The sequence below is a fragment of the Limnoraphis robusta CS-951 genome, assembly GCF_000972705.2.
On record NZ_LATL02000127.1, the window covers coordinates 1 to 21,087 of the forward strand.

General features: G+C 41.4%; 10 protein-coding genes and 5 pseudogenes. 6 read left to right on the forward strand and 9 right to left on the reverse strand.

Going from position 1 to position 21,087, the window contains the following annotated elements:
- Both WN50_RS11310 and WN50_RS37500 read right to left on the reverse strand, forming a co-directional pair.
- Positions 1 to 374: DNA methyltransferase (locus tag WN50_RS11310; protein ID WP_049559117.1), on the reverse strand; the 374-nt coding region annotated here is incomplete at its 3' end.
- Between the two features lie 1,251 nt (positions 375 to 1,625).
- A pseudogene (locus tag WN50_RS37500) lies at positions 1,626 to 1,727 on the reverse strand (BsuBI/PstI family type II restriction endonuclease); the annotation flags it as partial.
- A gap of 2,204 nt (positions 1,728 to 3,931) precedes the next feature.
- Here WN50_RS37500 and WN50_RS11330 point away from each other — a divergent pair.
- Positions 3,932 to 5,821: pseudogene (locus tag WN50_RS11330) on the forward strand (BamA/TamA family outer membrane protein); the annotation flags it as partial.
- Between the two features lie 1,962 nt (positions 5,822 to 7,783).
- On the opposite strand, the gene WN50_RS11345 reads toward WN50_RS11330, so the two are convergent.
- Positions 7,784 to 9,313: a YifB family Mg chelatase-like AAA ATPase gene (locus WN50_RS11345; RefSeq protein ID WP_046279297.1), complete on the reverse strand. Its 1,530-nt coding sequence runs from the start codon at positions 9,311 to 9,313 to the stop codon at positions 7,784 to 7,786.
- A 124-nt stretch (positions 9,314 to 9,437) separates the two neighbouring features.
- Between WN50_RS11345 and WN50_RS11350 the strand changes: the two genes are divergently transcribed.
- From WN50_RS11350 to WN50_RS33365, 4 genes and pseudogenes are all read left to right on the forward strand, one after another.
- A complete protein-coding gene (locus tag WN50_RS11350; RefSeq protein ID WP_046279299.1) occupies positions 9,438 to 9,785 on the forward strand; it encodes a histidine triad nucleotide-binding protein in 348 nt (115 codons plus the stop codon).
- A 296-nt stretch (positions 9,786 to 10,081) separates the two neighbouring features.
- A partial coding sequence (locus WN50_RS35290; protein WP_049559147.1) for a photosystem I reaction center subunit IX occupies positions 10,082 to 10,748 on the forward strand: 667 nt, incomplete at its 3' end.
- A 1-nt stretch (position 10,749) separates the two neighbouring features.
- Positions 10,750 to 11,198, forward strand: a pseudogene (locus tag WN50_RS35295) (photosynthetic reaction center family protein); the annotation flags it as partial.
- An 82-nt stretch (positions 11,199 to 11,280) separates the two neighbouring features.
- Positions 11,281 to 11,634: pseudogene (locus WN50_RS33365) on the forward strand (photosystem II q(b) protein); the annotation flags it as partial.
- A gap of 342 nt (positions 11,635 to 11,976) precedes the next feature.
- Here the strand turns inward: WN50_RS33365 and WN50_RS30900 are convergent.
- Positions 11,977 to 14,445, reverse strand: coding sequence for a carbohydrate-binding protein (locus WN50_RS30900; RefSeq protein WP_053221492.1), 2,469 nt, complete (start codon positions 14,443 to 14,445; stop codon positions 11,977 to 11,979).
- A gap of 808 nt (positions 14,446 to 15,253) precedes the next feature.
- The gene (locus WN50_RS11375) at positions 15,254 to 15,601 is read right to left on the reverse strand and encodes a hypothetical protein (protein WP_235440924.1); all 348 of its coding nucleotides are present in this window, start codon (positions 15,599 to 15,601) and stop codon (positions 15,254 to 15,256) included.
- A gap of 350 nt (positions 15,602 to 15,951) precedes the next feature.
- Between WN50_RS11375 and WN50_RS33975 the strand changes: the two genes are divergently transcribed.
- On the forward strand, positions 15,952 to 16,683 hold a 732-nt coding region (locus tag WN50_RS33975; protein WP_235440925.1), incomplete at its 3' end, for a glycoside hydrolase family 55 protein.
- Positions 16,684 to 18,006: 1,323 nt separating this feature from the next.
- Here WN50_RS33975 and WN50_RS11385 read toward each other — a convergent pair.
- The 4 genes and pseudogenes from WN50_RS11385 to tnpB all read right to left on the reverse strand — a co-directional run.
- A partial coding sequence (locus WN50_RS11385) for a class II fructose-bisphosphate aldolase (RefSeq protein WP_049559154.1) occupies positions 18,007 to 18,672 on the reverse strand: 666 nt, incomplete at its 5' end.
- Between the two features lies 1 nt (position 18,673).
- A pseudogene (locus tag WN50_RS11390) lies at positions 18,674 to 19,289 on the reverse strand (ketose-bisphosphate aldolase); the annotation flags it as partial.
- 471 nt (positions 19,290 to 19,760) lie between these two features.
- The coding region (locus tag WN50_RS37505) for an RNA-guided endonuclease InsQ/TnpB family protein (RefSeq protein WP_152964781.1) at positions 19,761 to 19,919 on the reverse strand (159 nt) is incomplete at its 5' end.
- Positions 19,920 to 19,965: 46 nt separating this feature from the next.
- On the reverse strand, positions 19,966 to 21,087 hold a 1,122-nt coding region (gene tnpB, locus WN50_RS11395), incomplete at its 5' end, for an IS200/IS605 family element RNA-guided endonuclease TnpB (RefSeq protein WP_049559132.1).

A 21,087-nucleotide genomic window follows, 5' to 3' on the forward strand; every position in this document is an offset into this window, starting at 1 on the left:
ATATTAAATATGTTAGGTATCCAGTGTTCTTCTCCCAGAGAGGATTGAAATTCTACAAGAGCATTATTAACACTATGACGAATCTCTATGATTTGCTCCTCAGAATAGTTTTTGCATTTAATATTTCCCAGCCAAACTAAAAAGGGATTGATGTCAAAAGTAAAAGCTTTATATGCGTTTTCAGCCGCAACAAGTGCGGTTGTTGCTGTTCCAGAAAAAGGATCAAGAATAATTAAGTTTTGCTCCGCACTCATTAATAGTTTTTCAACCAGTTTCACGCTATAAGCTGGAGTCAAGCGCAGCCATCCATGTCGCCCATAACTACAGTTGTATTTGAAAGTATAATCTGCTCGTTGCTTGAGAGTCGGTGACATCAATTTACTTTGCACTCAATAAAATTTCTAGTGTCGTTAACATTTCTTTCTTGATTAATTCAGAGTTTCTCTGGAAGAAGTCTGCTAAATCATAATCTAAAACATCTTTACAAAAAACAAAAAGAGAGGTTATACTACTACCGGAGACGTTTCCAATAATTACTCCACCTCGGCTATTGCGATAACGTAACACTAGATCAGCATCAATTTGAGAAGAGAATATTGCAAAAACAGGTAAATATCCATTAGCCCAAGCAACAGCAACATTATCTATATCAGCATTTTGTCTCTTGCTATCTTTGCTTTTGTATCCCTGGCGAACCTCAAAGACTGCTCCATTTGCTGGAANTCAATTTGAGAAGAGAATATTGCAAAAACAGGTAAATATCCATTAGCCCAAGCAACAGCAACATTATCTATATCAGCATTTTGTCTCTTGCTATCTTTGCTTTTGTATCCCTGGCGAACCTCAAAGACTGCTCCATTTGCTGGAACAGGAACATTTAGAAAACGACTATAATCGACGATCCATTGAAAAACTTTTGCTTTAATCTCTAAATTCTGAATTTTGGCAAGTTCCAATCGACCATCCAATGTTAACACTTTATCTTTATTAGTTTTCGTTTTTGTTGTATAAGACCAGGTAGAATATTTTATATCTTCATAACCTGTAGAGTCCATTAATATTTGCCTAAATAAGTTTTCACATCCTCGACCAATCTGACGATAAATAGAAGTCATACCACCCGCAGCTTTATGAGCCGCATACATTAAGTCAGAGTCAAGACCAATCCATGAGTAAAATGGATCAGCTCNTTATTAGTTTTCGTTTTTGTTGTATAAGACCAGGTAGAATATTTTATATCTTCATAACCTGTAGAGTCCATTAATATTTGCCTAAATAAGTTTTCACATCCTCGACCAATCTGACGATAAATAGAAGTCATACCACCCGCAGCTTTATGAGCCGCATACATTAAGTCAGAGTCAAGACCAATCCATGAGTAAAATGGATCAGCTCCATAAAGTGATAGAAACTGGGTGAGATTTAATCCTTCCTGTTTATTGCCTTGACCCAATTTAGGTTTATATCGTTTACAGATATTCAGAGGATTAAGAAATTTCTTGAGATATAACTGTTCGTCTACCACAATTAATTATTTATAATTTCAGCTAACTTATTATAATATAATTGTAAACACAGAAATATTTTAAAATTGTAAATGCTGTAAAATTTGCTGATTTAGAGTTTTAAGAATGGGTTTTTAGATCTTCATACGGGCCAAGAAATCTTTCACCGTTGAAATGAATCATGTGATCAGGTTGATCGGATATCCAGACTTCTGTTTCCCAACTGCCAGATAACGGTCATTTCTTTGTTGAGTTTGACGGTTCCAGAAGCAAAGTGATCCCCAAACGTCAGAGTTCTAGTTTACTGTATCACTAATCGCTAACTAGACAAACTGTTCGTGAGGAACGGCCAAACTGAGGGTAAATCAGCTATTAATAGCCAAAGTAGGAGATGAGTCAGTTGATTGCATGGCAGCATCCTCAAAGCGTTAGGGGTGGCAGGGGTTCAACCTTGATCGGGAAAAAGCCTGAAAACAGCGAGGGTTTGGGTTAATTTTCGGGTAACATGAAGTCGCTGAACCGACTGTACTAGCAAGGGTTTGAGGGTACTGTTTGCGAATTCCCGATTTTAGGGTACCCACATAATGGTAAAATTTCACAGTTTGTCAGATGTCGGGTGTCAAAGAGTGGAGATTCCTGAATCTCCTTGCTTTTGGCCAATGGCTGATGACTGATGAGTGATTTTCCGGTGTGTGGATGTCCAAAAGTGTGAACAACATGCGCTTATCTCCTGTTTTCGTTGCAGTTTTTGGGTTGACTGCAACTGTGGGGCTATCTAATTCTGCAAATGCTCAAACGTCTCCCGTTTGTGCTAATTCTCAAGAACCATTAAACATATCATATGNCAAAAGTGTGAACAACATGCGCTTATCTCCTGTTTTCGTTGCAGTTTTTGGGTTGACTGCAACTGTGGGGCTATCTAATTCTGCAAATGCTCAAACGTCTCCCGTTTGTGCTAATTCTCAAGAACCATTAAACATATCATATGATTTCCATTTAGATTGGCTGTTACCGCAGTCTGCAACTCAGGCTAACTTTTCTCCCGTTTTAGGTTTAAGCGAGACTGAAGGGGAGATAACCTTTTGTGAGAATAGGTTTTTTAGTGCTATTAATCCTACACTACAAACTTCTCTAGAAATTTCTTTACACAAAGCTGAGGTTACTCAACCTAAATCACTCTTTGTTGGACAAGAAGTTTCCGAATATCTTATCTTTAACAAGATTAAGCCAAGTTTTCCGTCTCTTTTTCCGGTTTCTTTTAATCAATCTGATTTTTTGCAGCTCAAACTTTTTTCTTTAGATACACAAGATTTACAGTCTGTTCAATTTGAGTCTGTTTTTGCTGGTTTAGAAAATTCTGAAGAATTGGCTTTAAATAAGTCAAAATCTGAGGAATTCTCTGATGAAATGGCTCTCAATAAGTTAGAAGAAGAGAAACCGGAGTTCGTTGAACCCGTCGAAGAATTGGCTTTAAACAAGTCAAAATCTGAGGAATTCTCTGATGAAATGGCTCTCAATAAGTTAGAAGAGGAGAAACCGGAGTTCGTTGAACCCGTCGAAGAATTGGCTTTAAACAAGTCAAAATCTGAGGAATTCTCCGATGAAATGGCTCTCAATAAGTTAGAAGAAGAGAAGCCGGAGTTTGTTGAACCCGTCGAAGAATTAGCTTTAAATAAGTCAAAATCTGAGGAATTCTCGGATGAAATGGCTCTCAATAAGTTAGAAGAAGAGAAACCGGAGTTTGTTGAATCTGCCGAAGAATTAGCTTTAAATAAGTCAAAATCTGAGGAATTCTCGGATGAAATGGCTCTCAATAAGTTAGAAGAAGAGAAGCTGGAGTTTGTTGAACCCGTCGAAGAATTAGCTTTAAATAAGTCAAAATCAGAGGAATTTTCGGATGAAATGGCTCTCAATAAGTTAGAAGAAGAGAAACCGGAGTTTGTTGAATCTGCCGAAGAATTGGCTTTAAACAAGTCAAAATCTGCTCTAGAAAGCAACTCAGAAATTACTTTATACAAAATAGAAGCAGAACAAACAGAACCCGTCTTATTTGACTCAGAAATTCAAGCCGTTTCTGATTCAACTCAAACTCAATCTAGTCAGTTAGGAGAACCTTTAGAACAACAATCCTTGGAACTCGCTCAAGCATCCCCAGAAGGTGAACCCCAACCGGAAATGGCACCGGAAATAGAACCGGAAATTGCACCCGAAAACACCATACCCGAACCTCCACCTCCAACGGTTCCAGAACCAGTAGTTCCTGTTCCACCGCCACCTTCTCCCCAGCCAAGACCTTCTCAAAACGCCCAACCAGAAGCTCAAGTTTTGGTTGCTGAAGTGGTAATTGAAGGAACCGATGATCCGGTTTTGGAGGAAAGAGTTTATAATGCGATTTCAACCGTACCCGGACGCACAACAACTCGTTNCCTCCACCTCCAACGGTTCCAGAACCAGTAGTTCCTGTTCCACCGCCACCTTCTCCCCAGCCAAGACCTTCTCAAAACGCCCAACCAGAAGCTCAAGTTTTGGTTGCTGAAGTGGTAATTGAAGGAACCGATGATCCGGTTTTGGAGGAAAGAGTTTATAATGCGATTTCAACCGTACCCGGACGCACAACAACTCGTTCTCAACTCCAACAAGATATTAATGCGATTTTCGCGTTAGGCTTTTTCAGAAACGTTCGTGCAATTCCAGAAGATACTCCGTTAGGTGTACGAATTACCTTTGAAGTCGAAGCTAACCCATCTTTAGAAGCCATTATTATTGAAGGCGATAGTGTATTACCGCCGACTGTTGTTGAGGAAAGCTTCGCAGGTCAGTTTAACAGAACGATTAACCTGAATGAAATTGAAGAAGCCATTCAAAAAATTAATACCTGGTATCAAGAGAATGGTTATGTATTGGCTCAAGTCATCGAAGCACCAGAAGTAACACCCGATGGAACAGTTACACTGGTTGTTGCAGAAGGAGAAATTGAAAATATTCGGGTGAGGTTTTTAAGTAGTGAGGGAGAACAAACAGACGAAGAAGGAAACCCGATTGAAGGTAAAACTCAAGATTACATTATCACTCGTGAAATTGAGTTAGAAGCGGGAGATGTTTTTAATCAAAGAACTGCTCAACAAGATTTATCTCGTGTCTTCGGTTTAGGTATTTTTGAAGATGTACGACTCCAACTCGAACCGGGAGAAGAAGACCCCCGAAAAGCGGTGATGATTGTTAATGTTGTTGAACGCAGTACAGGTTCTCTGGTTCTTGGGGGTGGGGTAAGTTCGGCGACAGGTTTGTTTGGTACGGTGAGTTATCAAGAACTCAATATTAACGGTAGAAATCAACGCTTAGGATCAGAAGTTCAACTCGGTGAACGGATTGTTCTGCTCGATATTAGCTTTACTGATCCTTGGATTGATGGAGATCCTTATCGGACTTCCTACACTGCTAATATTTTCCGACGTCAAGCCATTTCGGTTATTTTTGAACAAGATGACGAGGATGATAACGTTCGACTACCGAATGGCGATCGCCCTCGGGTTGTTCGGACAGGGGGCGGAATTACATTTACACGTCCCTTTGCAGAAAATGTATTTACAAACCCAGACTGGGTGGCTTCGGTGGGTCTTCAGTACCAACACGTTCAAATTGCGGATGCAGACTTAACCACAACCCCTCGAGATGACGCAGGAAAACTGCTGAGTGAAAGCTCCTCGGGTGAGGATGATCTGTTGACTGTACAATTTGGAATTGCCCGAGATCGCCGGAATAATCAGCAATTTCCCACCTCTGGCTATGCGTTTCGATTTGGAACTGAGCAAGCGGTTCCCGTTGGTTCGGGTAGTATTTCCTTTAATCGTCTGCGGGCGACTTATAGCTACTATCTCCCGGTGCAGTTTATAGAATTAGTTCCTGGTGGGCCTCAAACCATTGCATTCAACTTCCAAGCCGGAACGATGATCGGAGATTTTCCGCCCTATGAAGCCTTTGCTTTGGGGGGTGCAAATACAGTCCGAGGTTGGCGTGAAGGTCATTTAGGGGCGGCTAGGAGCTTTGTGCTGGCGTCTATTGAGTATCGCTTCCCCGTATTGGCAATTAGTAACTTCATCGTTGGGGGAGCTGTATTTATTGATGGGGCGAGCGCTTTAGGCACTCAAAGTACCGTTCCTGGAAACCCTGGGGGAATTCGGGGTAAACCCGGAAGTGGTTTGGGTGTAGGTGCAGGTTTGAGAATTCAGTCTCCCTTGGGGCCGATTCGGATTGACTACGGGGTGAATGATGAAGGCGAAGGTCGCATTCACTTTGGGGTGGGTGAACGATTCTAAACGATTCTCATCAGGTGGGTTTAGAGTCAAATATTTAGATGATGCCTAAACCCCCTAGACTTTACTCAAAAATTAGAAACTTGAGCAAAAGATAAGCTGGTTAACTGAGTTGTTTTTGGTTTGGCTTTTCTAGCTGCTTTATAGACAAAATCACTGGTTTTATGATGATTACTGAGGATTTTGTTGATGGCTTTTTTAGTGTGCATCGGCGTTGCACTCTCAACTGATTGAGCGAGTTCTGATGTTCTCTCCCCTAACCAACCGGATGCGACATCAAACCCCTCTGTTGCTTTTTCTAGGGTCATGTTATAAGCAATTTTGACTTGATCTGGAGTTGAATGTTTCATTTTTTTTATCACAGCTTGACGTTGTTCTTGAGTGAGATTGTTCCAAACTTGTTGTTCAATAATCCCCACTCCTGAAATGGCAATGACTGCATTTCCGGTGGCGATCGCTGAACCAATATCAGTCCGCGTTTTGACCAGATAACGTTTCCATTCTGGAGAAATTTCTTCCCAAATGGCTTTGATGACTGAAGCGCTGAGTAAGGCGGTTCCAACAGAAGGAAATAAGATGACAACGGTTGTAATAACAGCAGAAGTCAACATTCTTGGCCCGACTTCTGTGATGGCTTCTTCCAGGGTTATTTCATCTTTTAAAACTTTAATTAAAGTCGGAATCACTTCAATTCCGACGGTAAATCCTAATGCAGCAAAAGCACTTCCATCCATCAGTTTTTGGATCACTTTAATCGCTACACCTCGAATAAAACCTGTTTTTAAACCTGCTAAAGTTACTTCTAGAATATTAAAAATTTCGGCTTGAGCGAGTTCTTTTTCCTCTCGACAATAAGCCCCTATTTTTTTAATAGACTGAAACAAAATATTGAGCGTTGCGTTAATAGCGGCACCTTCTAAACCTGCACCGTTCACTTCTTTTACGGTTGCGGCTACACTCATTACGTTTGCTGCTAAGTAAGGATTTTCAGCAACCCATTGAGCAAAATTTTGGCTAATTGGAAAGCTTTGAACCCCATCAATATCAATAAGAAGGGTTGCTCCCACTAGATGAGCGTTTTCGGAATTGCTGGGAATTTCTCCCGAATAACGCTGAGATTTAACTTGTTTTTCAAGATATTGTGCTGAANCAAAATTTTGGCTAATTGGAAAGCTTTGAACCCCATCAATATCAATAAGAAGGGTTGCTCCCACTAGATGAGCGTTTTCGGAATTGCTGGGAATTTCTCCCGAATAACGCTGAGATTTAACTTGTTTTTCAAGATATTGTGCTGAACTCGCTTGGGCTTGAATTTCAGCAATGACTTGTCCGACTTTCTGAATATAAAGATCTGGACTCAATTTGGTCATTCCATCGCGGGGAAGTTGATCATCAGGAGATTCCGATCCTTTTAGTCCCGCGTTAATATTATAGCCAATGGCTTGCAAATGTTCAAACGCAAAACCAAAAGCTTGGGGATTTTGGCTGATTTGAGGATTACTTTTGTTCATCAAAGCTGCACCCGGTTCTAAAATTTCAGTCACAGAGGGAATGAGTCCGTCGAGAATTGCATCAATTTTATTTNATCATCAGGAGATTCCGATCCTTTTAGTCCCGCGTTAATATTATAGCCAATGGCTTGCAAATGTTCAAACGCAAAACCAAAAGCTTGGGGATTTTGGCTGATTTGAGGATTACTTTTGTTCATCAAAGCTGCACCCGGTTCTAAAATTTCAGTCACAGAGGGAATGAGTCCGTCGAGAATTGCATCAATTTTATTTTTCATCGTTCTGGCTCAGTTATCAATCAACTGGAATAGATTGAAGACTCCTGGCACTATCTTAAATTTTTTAGCCAAAATAGAGAAGCGTTAAATTACTGAACTTGGAAAACTTTGGATGTATTGATAAACTCGCAAATCTCCGTAAATTTACGAGTGAGTCTGTATTTTTTTTGACCTGATATCTATTGCATTCGATCCAAGGTACGATATTGAATGGCTTCGGCTAAATGATTGGCCAGAATTCCATCCGATCCCGCTAAATCAGCAATAGTACGGGCCACTTTTAAAATGCGATCGCTGCCTCGGGCTGATAGCCCTAATTTCCGAATACAGCCTTCTAAAAGCTGAAGACAAGTGTCGTCGAGTTGACACCATTTTTGAATATGGCGACTTTGCATTTGAGCATTACACTGGATATTCGCTTCATCTTGAAACCGAACTTGAGCAATATCTCGTCCTTTCTTAACTCGTTCTCTGATGGTTTCTGAACTTTCTCCGGTCGATTTTTGAGTAATTTCTTCGGCTTTTAAACGGTTAACTGCGACTTGTAAATCAATCCGATCCATCAATGGCCCAGATAGTCTTGCCCAGTATTGTTCTCGTTGTCGAGGCGAACAAGTGCAAGGTTGAATGGGGTCGCCGTAATACCCACAGGGACAGGGATTTGTACTGGCAATTAAAGTGAATTTAGCGGGAAAAACAACGGATTGACGAGTGCGAGTTACGGTAACAAATCCATCTTCTAAAGGTTGACGTAAATACTCTAATACGTTACGCTTAAATTCGGTTAATTCATCGAGGAAAAGTAAACCATTAGAAGCCAGTGAAATCTCACCGGGTTTCGGAAAACTTCCCCCTCCGACTAAAGATGGCCCTGATGCCGAATGATGAGGACTGCGAAAGGGGCGATCGCAAACTAAACTGCCGCAATTTTTTAACAATCCCGCAACAGAATGAATCCGAGTTACTTCTAAAGCTTCTTCAAAGGTTAAAGCCGGTAAAATTCCGGGTAAACGTCGCGCCAACATCGTTTTTCCACTTCCGGGAGGCCCAACAAAAATAAGATTATGTCCGCCTGTTGCGGCAATTTCTAAGGCTCGTCTAGCATGAGTTTGTCCTTTAACATCTTTTAAATCTAAATCAATTTTTTGCCTTTGAGATAACACTTTGGAGAGGTCTAACTTCACAGGTTTATAAGCATCTGGACGTTCTAAAAAGTCAGCCACTTCAAAAATTGTTTTGAACCCATAAACCGCCAGATCTTCCACAATTGCGGCTTCTTGGGCGTTATCTTCAGGGACAACTAACCCCGCAATTCCCATTTGAGAAGCCGCCGCCGCAATGGGTAAAACGCCCGCTACCGCCCGTAAACTTCCGTCTAGTGAAACTTCACCTAAAAATAAAAAATCCCCTAATAAATTGGGATTAATTTGTTCAGAAGCGGCTAAAATCCCAAGACTAATCGGTAAATCAAAACTCGGCCCTTCTTTGCGTAAATCAGCCGGAGTTAGATTAATCACAATACTCCGCATTGGAAAGGCATATCCGGCGTTTTTTAATGTCGCTTTAACTCGTTCACGAGATTCTTGGACAGCAGTATCGGGTAAACCTAAAACCACGATTTTCGGGAGTCCTCCCGAGATATCAACTTCGACTCCAACTTTCACGGCATCAATTCCGACAACGGAAGCACTCCAAACTCTAGCTAACATGATGATTTTGATGGATAATATTTCAAATGATCTCCTGTAATTGACAGAACAACTGAAGCTACAAAAATTGCAGCTTTTCGTTGTCCATCGGATGCTAGAGTTAAATTTAGACGAAATCAGACCAATGACTAATCAAGAAACGGTATTTAGTAAAATCATCCGTCGTGAAATTCCGGCTGATATTGTTTACGAGGATGAGTTGGTTTTAGCCTTTAAGGACATTGCCCCCCAAGCACCTGTCCATATTGTTCTGATTCCAAAGAAGCCTATTCCTAAGTTAGCCGATGCGACTCCAGAAGACCATGCCCTGATGGGACATTTGTTGTTAAAAGTTAAACAAATTGCCGATGAAGCAGGACTTGACAACGGTTTTCGAGTGGTGATTAATAATGGGGAAGATGGAGGTCAGACGGTTTATCACCTGCATATTCATATTTTGGGCGGTCGTCCCATGCAATGGCCCCCCGGTTAGAAAGAAGTCAGGTTGGTAGGGGCGGGTTCCGAATAGATCCATCATGTCTGACAGACAACTTATATAAACCCGCCCCGGAGTTGGGAGTCGGGAGTTGGGGAGATCTTGCCTGTTCCCTATTCCCCACACAAAGCGCTATACTTTTAATAAGCCCTGCTTATGTAAACATCAACAAAGTTTTATAAAAAATGCTTTACAAAACACTCATATGTATGCTGACCTGATACAATCAGGTTCAAGGTAGCTAACTTGCTACCGAGCGTACCTTGAAAACAGAATTTAGCAATTATTCAAGCATGACCACAACACTACAACAGCGCGAAGGCGCCAACCCGTGGGAACGGTTCTGCAACTGGATCACTTCCACCGACAACCGCATCTATATCGGTTGGTTTGGGGTTCTGATGATTCCGACCTTGCTGACTGCGACCATTTGCTTCATCATCGCATTTGTAGCTGCACCTCCTGTTGACATTGACGGGATTCGCGAACCTGTAGCGGGTTCTTTGTTGTACGGAAATAATATCATCTCTGGTGCTGTTGTTCCGTCTTCTAACGCGATTGGTTTGCACTTCTACCCGATTTGGGAAGCTGCATCTCTCGATGAGTGGCTGTACAACGGTGGCCCTTACCAGTTGGTGATTTTCCACTTCTTCATCGGCATCTGCTGCTACATGGGCCGTCAGTGGGAGTTATCCTACCGTTTAGGAATGCGTCCTTGGATCTGTGTAGCCTACTCAGCTCCTCTGTCTGCTGCCACTGCGGTATTCTTGATCTATCCGATTGGTCAAGGTAGCTTCTCTGATGGTATGCCTTTGGGTATCGCTGGAACCTTCAACTTTATGATCGTGTTCCAGGCTGAACACAATATCCTCATGCACCCCTTCCATATGTTAGGTGTTGCAGGTGTGTTCGGAGGTGCTTTGTTTAGTGCGATGCACGGAAGCTTGGTAACTTCTTCCTNCACTGCGGTATTCTTGATCTATCCGATTGGTCAAGGTAGCTTCTCTGATGGTATGCCTTTGGGTATCGCTGGAACCTTCAACTTTATGATCGTGTTCCAGGCTGAACACAATATCCTCATGCACCCCTTCCATATGTTAGGTGTTGCAGGTGTGTTCGGAGGTGCTTTGTTTAGTGCGATGCACGGAAGCTTGGTAACTTCTTCCTTAGTTCGGGAAACGACTGAAGTTGAATCTCAAAACTACGGTTATAAGTTCGGTCAAGAAGAAGAAACCTATAACATCGTAGCCGCTCACGGTTACTTTGGGAGGCTTATCTTCCAATATGCTTCTTTTAACAACTCTCGCGCTCTCCACTTCTTCTTAGGCGCATGGCCTGTAATCGGCATCTGGTTTACCGCTTTAGGCGTTTCCACGATGGCGTTTAACCTCAACGGTTTCAACTTCAACCNAAGCTTGGTAACTTCTTCCTTAGTTCGGGAAACGACTGAAGTTGAATCTCAAAACTACGGTTATAAGTCGGTCAAGAAGAAGAAACCTATAACATCGTAGCCGCTCACGGTTACTTTGGGAGGCTTATCTTCCAATATGCTTCTTTTAACAACTCTCGCGCTCTCCACTTCTTCTTAGGCGCATGGCCTGTAATCGGCATCTGGTTTACCGCTTTAGGCGTTTCCACGATGGCGTTTAACCTCAACGGTTTCAACTTCAACCAGTCTGTCCTCGACTCTAGTGGTCGTGTGATCAATACCTGGGCTGATGTAATCAACCGTGCAAACTTGGGTATGGAAGTTATGCACGAGCGCAATGCTCATAATTTCCCATTAGACTTAGCTTCTGGTGAGTCTGAGCCAATTGCACTCGTGGCTCCTTCCATCAATGGCTAATGCCAGTGTTCGATCCGAATAGCTAGTTAACGAACGCTCTCCACGAGGAGGGCGTTTTTATTATTGCACAACTTTACATAACTTTGCAAAGTGTGATCGGATTTTTGCCCAAAAACCGGGTTTTTATTGGTTTTAAAGCATTGCAAAGTCCTGACTATCGAGAGAACTTGCAGATACCCCTTCAAGCGTGGCTAAGAGTTGATCGGTTTCGGCGATTTGAATCAACGTATTTTCACCNAACGAACGCTCTCCACGAGGAGGGCGTTTTTATTATTGCACAACTTTACATAACTTTGCAAAGTGTGATCGGATTTTTGCCCAAAAACCGGGTTTTTATTGGTTTTAAAGCATTGCAAAGTCCTGACTATCGAGAGAACTTGCAGATACCCCTTCAAGCGTGGCTAAGAGTTGATCGGTTTCGGCGATTTGAATCAACGTATTTTCACCAGACTGCACAAACTCCAACTGTTCAAAGGTCAGATTCTCAGCTAATTGGATGATATCTTGACCGTCTACAAAATCTGTCACTAACAAACTGTCTGAATTGGGATCAAGAATCAGTTGCTCAGAAGCATCAGACTCAACAGAACTCTCTGAAGTTGGTTCGAGAGGTTCACCCGTTAACAAATCGCTGGCAGCAGAAGCTGATTCTAGGGGAGTAAACTTAATCGTATCAAAGCGAGCATATTCGCCCTGACGACCTTGAACCGAAATTTCAAAAGAATCACCGGGCTGTAATTGTACCGCTTCGTTAGTCACACGGCTCGTTAATGAGTCCGGTGTTGCTCCATACTCACCTAAATCTTCATCCAACTCGAAACTGTGGCTTTCTCCCGCAACAGTAACCGTAGCGGCGGAAACACCATCACTTTCATCGAAGTAACTGACTTCCACCCGATAAGTTCCCGCTTCCCCCTGAAAGCTTCCTAAAGCCGTTCCTATTTTGTCCCGAGAACCTTTCAGAGAAATGTGTTGACCCCCAGAAGCGCCAGAACCATTAATTGATTCGACGGTATAACCTGTCAGTTCAAGGTCTTCAGCTTCGATCACGATAGACTCAGAAGTAGAATCATCGGGAACTTCTGTACCAGAGTCATCCGGTTCGGAAGTTGGATCATCCTCATCGGGAGTTTGATCATCATCATCGGGAGTTTGATCATCATCATCGGGAGTTTGATCATCATCATCGGGAGTTTGATCATCATCGAGATCAGGATCATCAACAACTGGATCATCCGGGTTAGAATTATCTGGGTTAGGATTATCCGGGCTGGAACTCGCCGCTAAAAATTCCTTAATCGCATCAAATTTGGGCGAACTTTCCTGATAGATACTTTCTCGAACTCCCCAACTTCCCCATTTAGTAGGAGTCCCAACATCACTGAAGTGTGCAAACAAACCGCCACCGAGTTCAGACCATTTCTCAAAATATTCGGTGTACAATTCTCCCATGCGAGGATCACGGTTTGCTGCAATAAATAAATCCGTAATCGCCTGATTGTTTTCAACGCCCTTTGTACCGACAAGATGCTGTCCACCTTCATAAGCAACCAGATCTAAATCTTTTTGCTCGGCAAGGTTAACATATTTTTGCATCCAATCAAATGATCGTTGTAAAGCGCCTCCAAGTGGTCCGTTGTTGAGAACTCCGCCTTCAGTGAGTTCTTGAAACAGTTTATTTAAACCGCCATCAGGATCTTTTGTCCAGCTTTCAACTTCGGCTTTATATTGGGAATTTCCCAGATAGTTCCCAAAATAGGGCGCAATTGCGATCGCATCAATTCCCGCTTGTTCATAGGATAATCCAGTCGATTCGATGTATTCTAAAGACTTCGCTGCGGTCCAGGAATTCGCCGCTTGAGCGCCTAAAACCCCAACGACACGATCTTTGTCATTTCCGAAGACATCATCCCAAATTTGACTCACTTCAGAGGTGCGTTTTCCAAACCAATAACGGGCTTTTTCGTTATCAGTGACATTCAAATTTGAGAATTCCTGTTTTCCTTGATCTAGAACATAATTCGCCTGAGTAAACATAAAGTTCCAGACTTCATTAGAATACTCAACATAGACATTGAGATTGGGATCGAGGTTGTCTTTAACGTATTCGGCGAAGTTCTGAACATATTCATCAGTGGCTTCATGGGGTATGGTAAACCAAGGATCAATTCCGGTTTCGTTTGCTAATTCGACGAGGATTTCAACCGGAACACCTCCACCAAAATAGTCGGCATCATCGACTTCAGGACGTTCACTCCATTGTTTTTGTTGGGAGCTATTTGTGTCTATCCAATCCATGAATCGTAGGACTTTATAACCCTCTAAGCTTTCGATAAAGTCAGGGTTAAAAGTTAGGGATTGGTAAGTGTCGATGTATTCTTCTGGAATCACACGAATGTTGCGAATGTAGTCTCCAGTATTATTCGGATCGGTTTCAGTAATTCTGAGGTTTAATTTTCCTCCAGGCTGCGCGTAGAAAACATCTTGTCCCGGTTGGGATGCGGCTTTATCTTGTTTCGCTCCGAGTAAATAGTCAATCTTCCCTTCACCGTCGTAAAGGACAACAAATCGACCCCCTTTTTCATCGTTGGGAAGCATCGTTCCGACACTGGTAAATTCACCGCCATCGAGTGATTTGACCCAACCGTTTTCATCGAGTTCGAGTTGATTTGTTTCATTGGTACTCCAAGTGTTTGAACCATGCGTGATCCAATCTCGTGAACTTTTGAAATAATCGATAAATGGATATTGAGTAGACCAATCATTAATTCCGTTCAGATTGGTGCCGATTTGAACAGTGTTATTCTCCATTTTAGCTTCTCTGTATGTGGATTTGCAACAGTCTTGGTAGAAGCTTCCTGCTGGTGGTCTTTCAAAGCTAAAGCCTTTATTTTTCAGCAGAAATGTTAAGACAACAACCCTGTATTCTCGGAGAAGTACCGTTCCACGTCCTCACAAAAATTTGATTCATCAATCGATCATATTTTGATTTTAGCTCTAAATAAGTGATTGATGATAACAAGCTTATCTTAAACCAAAATCTCTAGTTTTAGCAATCGTTTTTTGTGTCAGTTATTGAGGTGTCACAAGCCTATTTATTGACAACAACAATAGCATGAAATTTATGAGAATTTCACGCAGATTAGTATCAGTATTTCAGTGAATACTTACAAAAAAAATATAGATTTTTTCTGAAAATGATTATTTATGTATTCAAAAAACTACAAAGTATTCTCCCATCGCTGTCAAAACCTGAAACTGATTGACTCGATGAATAAACCTTAATAAACAGTTGAGATTGAAAATGAGCAAAAATTGGTTGATTGTGTTCATGTTGAAAATAACCTCAGTGATTGCTTCTACAAAATTTTCAGCAACCCCCCCTAACAAAAATGAGTGAAAAACTCACTTCCCCTTGTGTTGAAAGGTTTTTTCAGATTTCTCAAAGTTACAGTATCACCTTTACCTTGAGAATCTGACCTTCCAACACTCAACCCCATCTACAAAGTCATTTATTCAGTTCCGGAAGAACAAAAAAACTGTGTGACAGTTCGTTAACTGTCACAAGCTGAATAGCGATCGCATTTTAGCCTTGAATTCAAGACAAAACACTGTCAATTTAGGATAAATTTATAGTGACTTTTGGCGGTAATCCTAAAACAACATGAATCGTCACTTGATCGAGTTCGGAAACGCTTTTTTCTTGAAACTCTTTGACGGTTAACAAAGGATTTAACATCAAACCCAAAAGCTTATTATTTGCTTTTGATTCAATCAATTTTTTTATTTCCTCTGATTTTACAGTGCCAATAGAACCACTGAGATTAGTCGTAACCTGCGGCACACCAACACCCGTTGTAATCTGAAAATTATTGACTTTAATTCCAATCTGTTTTAGTAAAACAATCACTTCTTTATAATCAGCTAGTAAATTATTCACTTTTTCTTGTGCTGCTGCACTAATCACTGCTGTTCCGTCTTGAAGGCTTCCAACAACTTGCTGACTGCCCGTTTTAACAAAACCAAACTTACTGAAAAAGTTGCCCATTTTGATAACCCTTAGAGTTTGAAGCTAAACTCAATGTTACTCCAACTACAAGAAATTGTAAATCATACCCGAGGTAATCTAACAAATATATCCTGTTCACTGTAAAAAAATGTTACAAAAATCCTGGGTTTGACTGGTTTTTACCCCGACTAATTCTTCATGTGTTCAAAGGGGCCAGGATTTAGAGAAAAGTTTGACAATTATTCTTACAAATCTAGCTGCATTGGAGCTAAAATAAAGTTAGGCGAATCAACAACATCTCGATCTAGATGAACACACGAAAAACAATTCACCGCCGATGGAAAAAGTTCTGGATAGTTTTTCTGGTAACTGTTGCTATGATCGGCTTGGCAGTTTCCAGTTATGCTTTTATCGGGATTTTTACCGTTAAAACGCCTGAAGAGTCTACTGTCAATTCTACCTCGACTCAAAATTCACTAGAAACGGTTGTCTCTCCCGAAGCTTCTGAGTCAATCTCTCAAAATCAACAAACTCAAAATAAACAAACGTTATTTTCTCAGGTTAATCGTTCATCGGGTTGTAATCCTTCCAATGGAGAACCTGTAGATAATATCATTGCATCTTTTTATGGAAAAGATGCTTATCCTTGGACGAATCAACTTCGTTGGAATTGTGTTTATAATATTAAAAACTTTTCCGGTTCTAATTTAATCGAAAAATTCAATAAAGCCCGAGATGCAGCCGCAGATAATGGCGGCGGAGTTGTTTATTTCCCTGCTGGAACTTATAGCTTTACCGATAATATTGAACTCAAAGACGGCGTAATTTTACGCGGTGAAACCCCTTCTGTAAAAGATGCTAAATCTGCTAATTATTCTCCGCCCTCAAAGTTGGTTTTTCCTAAATACGAACCCAAACTCTCAGGAAATGGCACACCGAACGAAACGGCTTTTAAAAAAATTTCAACAAATAATCCCCTACAAGATAGTAATATTGGGCTAGTTAATTTAGATATAAATCGCGCTGCTATTTCGATTTTANGTGAAACCCCTTCTGTAAAAGATGCTAAATCTGCTAATTATTCTCCGCCCTCAAAGTTGGTTTTTCCTAAATACGAACCCAAACTCTCAGGAAATGGCACACCGAACGAAACGGCTTTTAAAAAAATTTCAACAAATAATCCCCTACAAGATAGTAATATTGGGCTAGTTAATTTAGATATAAATCGCGCTGCTATTTCGATTTTAGCAGATATGAACGCCCAGAAAAATAAAAATATTGTGGTGTTTGGAGTTCGCAGTAATAACGTCGCCAAACCCGATCCAAAAGTGCCTGATCTTTCCTTTCAACAACCTTGGCAAAGATACAGTTATCGCTTTGCAGCCAATCTTGAACTTACGGCTTCTGAGAATATTTTAGTCGCTAATAATCGGATTAATGATCAAATTACGGATAATTTTGAACAGCCCGGATATAAACTAAAAACCCGCGATAAAAAATCGACTTTAACCTATTCAGACGGCAAAAAAGCCATCTTTCACTATGGGAATCATTATGGCATTGTGGTTAATCGTTTTGGCAAAGATGGTGAAGGATTTAAATTAGCGGCAACCCCAAAAACCGAACCGGGATTATTTCGCCCTGGGGTTGTAATTCGAGATAATTGGGTGTATCATACAATGAGAGTAGCTATCCATGCTTCAGGTCAAGGTTTAATCATTCAAGATAATCAAATCAAAGACCAAGCGAATAAACAATGGTGGTTAGATCCGACCGGAATGCGAGAAGCAACGGGTGCTGTTACTTTGGAAAATCGGGCAATTGATTGGTCGGGATGGGATGTTTTAGTTGAAGGAAATAATTATGAAGTCTATCGTCATATTGTCGGAGATACGGGATATTTAAGCGTCGATGGCGAGGGGATTTTAATTCAAGAATGTTGTGGCGGAACTAAAGTCAATGGGGCGATCATTCGCAATAATCAAGGGAATGCTTATATTGGATTTTACAAAGTTCAAGAGATGCAAAATGTTACCCTTGAAAATAATCAATTAAGTAACAACGCAGATATTTTAGTTCTCGCAGATACCAATAATAGCCCCTACGCGATGAAAGATGTGAAAGTTGTTAATAATCAAGTTGGCGGTAATATTGTGGCGAAAGCCAGCGCAGGCGGGAGTGGAAATATTATTCAAGGTAATATGGGGAATGGAGGGAAAATCGAGCATACTTGTTCTGTAGAGGTGAAGAATAATCAGGGTTTTGACGTTAAACCTTGCCAATAAAAAGCCCAGTTTCACGCAGAAACCAGGCTTTATGATTAATCAGCTTAATTTATGAAGCTGAGTTAACGAATTCAAATTCTATACTGCTACAGCAGACTTAGAAGTAGCGCTGAGTTCACCTTTAGCATACTTAGTAGCAAAGTCATCGAGAGTGATAGCCTTGATCTTGCTAGCATTTCCAGCCGCCCAGAATTCCTGATAACGTGCAGCACAAACCGCTTTCATCTTGGTAATAGAAGGCTTCAGGAAATGGCGGGGGTCAAAGTTAGCCGGATCTTTAGCAGCAGCTTCACGGAAAGCAGCAGTAATGGCTAAACGGTTGTCGGTGTCAATATTAACCTTACGAACACCGCTCTTGATTCCTTTTTGGATTTCTTCAACGGGTACACCGTAGGTTTCAGGGATCTTACCGCCATATTGGTTAATAATTGCGATCAGATCTTCAGGAACAGAAGAAGAACCGTGCATTACTAAGTGAGTATTGGGTAAGCGGCGGTGAATTTCTTCAATGCGGCTGATCGCCAAAACTTCGCCAGTCGGCTTGCGAGTGAATTTATAAGCACCGTGACTGGTACCAATGGCAACCGCTAAAGCATCAACTTGAGTCTTTTCAACGAACTCAACTGCTTCATCAGGATCAGTCAACAATTGATCATGGGAAAGCTTTCCTTCAGCACCATGACCATCTTCTGCTTCACCCATTCCAGTTTCCAGAGAACCTAAGCAACCGAGTTCTCCTTCAACNTGCGAGTGAATTTATAAGCACCGTGACTGGTACCAATGGCAACCGCTAAAGCATCAACTTGAGTCTTTTCAACGAACTCAACTGCTTCATCAGGATCAGTCAACAATTGATCATGGGAAAGCTTTCCTTCAGCACCATGACCATCTTCTGCTTCACCCATTCCAGTTTCCAGAGAACCTAAGCAACCGAGTTCTCCTTCAACACTAACACCAATGGAGTGAGCGACTTTAACAACTTCAGCCGTAACGTTAACGTTGTACTCAAAGCTGGCGGGAGTCTTCGCGTCTGCTTCAAGAGATCCATCCATCATCACGCTCGTGAAGCCATTACGCATGGCAGAGTAGCAAGTTGCAGGAGAGTTACCATGATCTTGGTGCATGGCAATGGGAATGTGGGGATAGGTTTCGATCGCCGCTAAAATCAAGTGGCGCAGGAAATTTTCACCCGCATATTGGCGAGCGCCGCGAGAAGCTTGCAGAATCACGGGGCTATCAGTTTCGTGAGCAGCCTGCATGATCGCAATGATCTGCTCCATGTTGTTGACATTGTATGCAGGGATGCCATAATTGTTTTCGGCCGCGTGATCGAGCAGCAACCGCATGGGTACTAGCGCCATATATAGTCTCCTCCTAAACTGTGTTGTCGGTGAGTTTTTTCTTAGATCGTCATCTTGAGATCATCTTAAGACAAAATCTTAAGTTATTGTGAATTGTATCAGAANCCGCGTGATCGAGCAGCAACCGCATGGGTACTAGCGCCATATATAGTCTCCTCCTAAACTGTGTTGTCGGTGAGTTTTTTCTTAGATCGTCATCTTGAGATCATCTTAAGACAAAATCTTAAGTTATTGTGAATTGTATCAGAATTTGGGTGCCGAGATGACATGGGAAGTTTGTGATCCCTAAAATTTGGGTGTTTTTTCCTCAAAAACTGTTTCCGGGGACATCCGCCCTCTGTGCAACCCCTATCACCACAGGCATCTCTCGACTAAACAGAGACTCGTCTAACTCCGAGTCAGACCAATCCCTGGAACGTAGATTAGGTGAAGTACCCCACCCTACTACGTTGAGGGTGGGGCTTCCTACCCTCAAGAACTAGCGCTCTTGATACACAGTGTTTCAACTGTCTGGTTAGGCGTAGATTCGGACACTTCCTGCCCTATTTTAAACTCAGCAAACTGCAAAAGGTTTAGACAAGCATTAACATCACGGTCATGGAATGTATGACATTCAGGACAAGTCCATTCNGTGAAGTACCCCACCCTACTACGTTGAGGGTGGGGCTTCCTACCCTCAAGAACTAGCGCTCTTGATACACAGTGTTTCAACTGTCTGGTTAGGCGTAGATTCGGACACTTCCTGCCCTATTTTAAACTCAGCAAACTGCAAAAGGTTTAGACAAGCATTAACATCACGGTCATGGAATGTATGACATTCAGGACAAGTCCATTCTCTATCTTTGAGGGTCAAGTCTTCTTTGATATATCCACAACTAGAACATCTTTTAGAACTCGGAAAGAATCTATCTACCCGGTAAATTTCACAGCCGTATAGTTCCCCTTTATATTCTAAAAGCGTTAAAAATTGTCCCCAGGCTACATCACTAATCTGTCTGGCTAATTTACGATTTTTTACCAGGCCTTTGATGTTTAAGTCTTCGCAACTAATGGCTTGGTTCTCGCCCGTTAGTTTTAGACTGATTTTCTGTTGGTAATCTAATCGTTGATTCGCTACTTTTTCGTGAATTGTAGCCACTCTAATTCTGGCTTTTTGACGATTATTAGAGCCTTTGACTTTCCGACTTAGCCTCCTTTGTCTAATTTTTAAGCGTCTTAATGAACGCTGAAAATAACGGGGATTAGGAAATTTTTCGGGCTTGGAGGTAATGAGAAAATCTTTCAACCCTAAGTCCATTCCAATTTTTTCCCCATTTAAAGGAGCTTTGGGAATGTCTAACTCAGTAACAATAGAGGCATAGTATCGACCTGATGCTGTTTGAGTAATTGTGACGCTTTTGATCTCCCCTTCAATTTCTCGATGAATGACCATTTTAATCGGGGTCATTTTCGGTAATTTCAGTTGGCCTTCTTCAGTGATTGAGAAATGTTGAGGAACTCGAAAAGACTGTTTATTTGAGCGTTTCTTAAAGTTGGGGAATTTTGCCAATTTTTTAAAAAATCTTACATAAGCCGTTTCTAAATCTTTCAAAGTTTGCTGTAAGGATTGGGAATTAACTTCTTTTAACCATTCATATTCTTTTTTGAGATGAGTTAGAAGTTTTGCCCACTCTTTATATCTCAAACTCTTTTTACACTCAGCATAGACATCGGTAGTTAAGCGCAAAAAATGGTTATAGACAAATCTAGAACAGCCAAAACATTTGGCTAAGAATGCCTTCTGTTCTTTATTAGGATA

What these genes read in the sequence shown, in the direction of transcription:
- WN50_RS30900 (WP_053221492.1), bottom strand. Translation starts at nt 14,445, where the DNA reads ATGGAGAATAACACTGTTCAAATCGGCACCAATCTGAACGGAATTAAT.
- WN50_RS11350 (WP_046279299.1), top strand. Translation starts at nt 9,438, where the DNA reads ATGACTAATCAAGAAACGGTATTTAGTAAAATCATCCGTCGTGAAATT.
- WN50_RS11345 (WP_046279297.1), bottom strand. Translation starts at nt 9,313, where the DNA reads ATGTTAGCTAGAGTTTGGAGTGCTTCCGTTGTCGGAATTGATGCCGTG.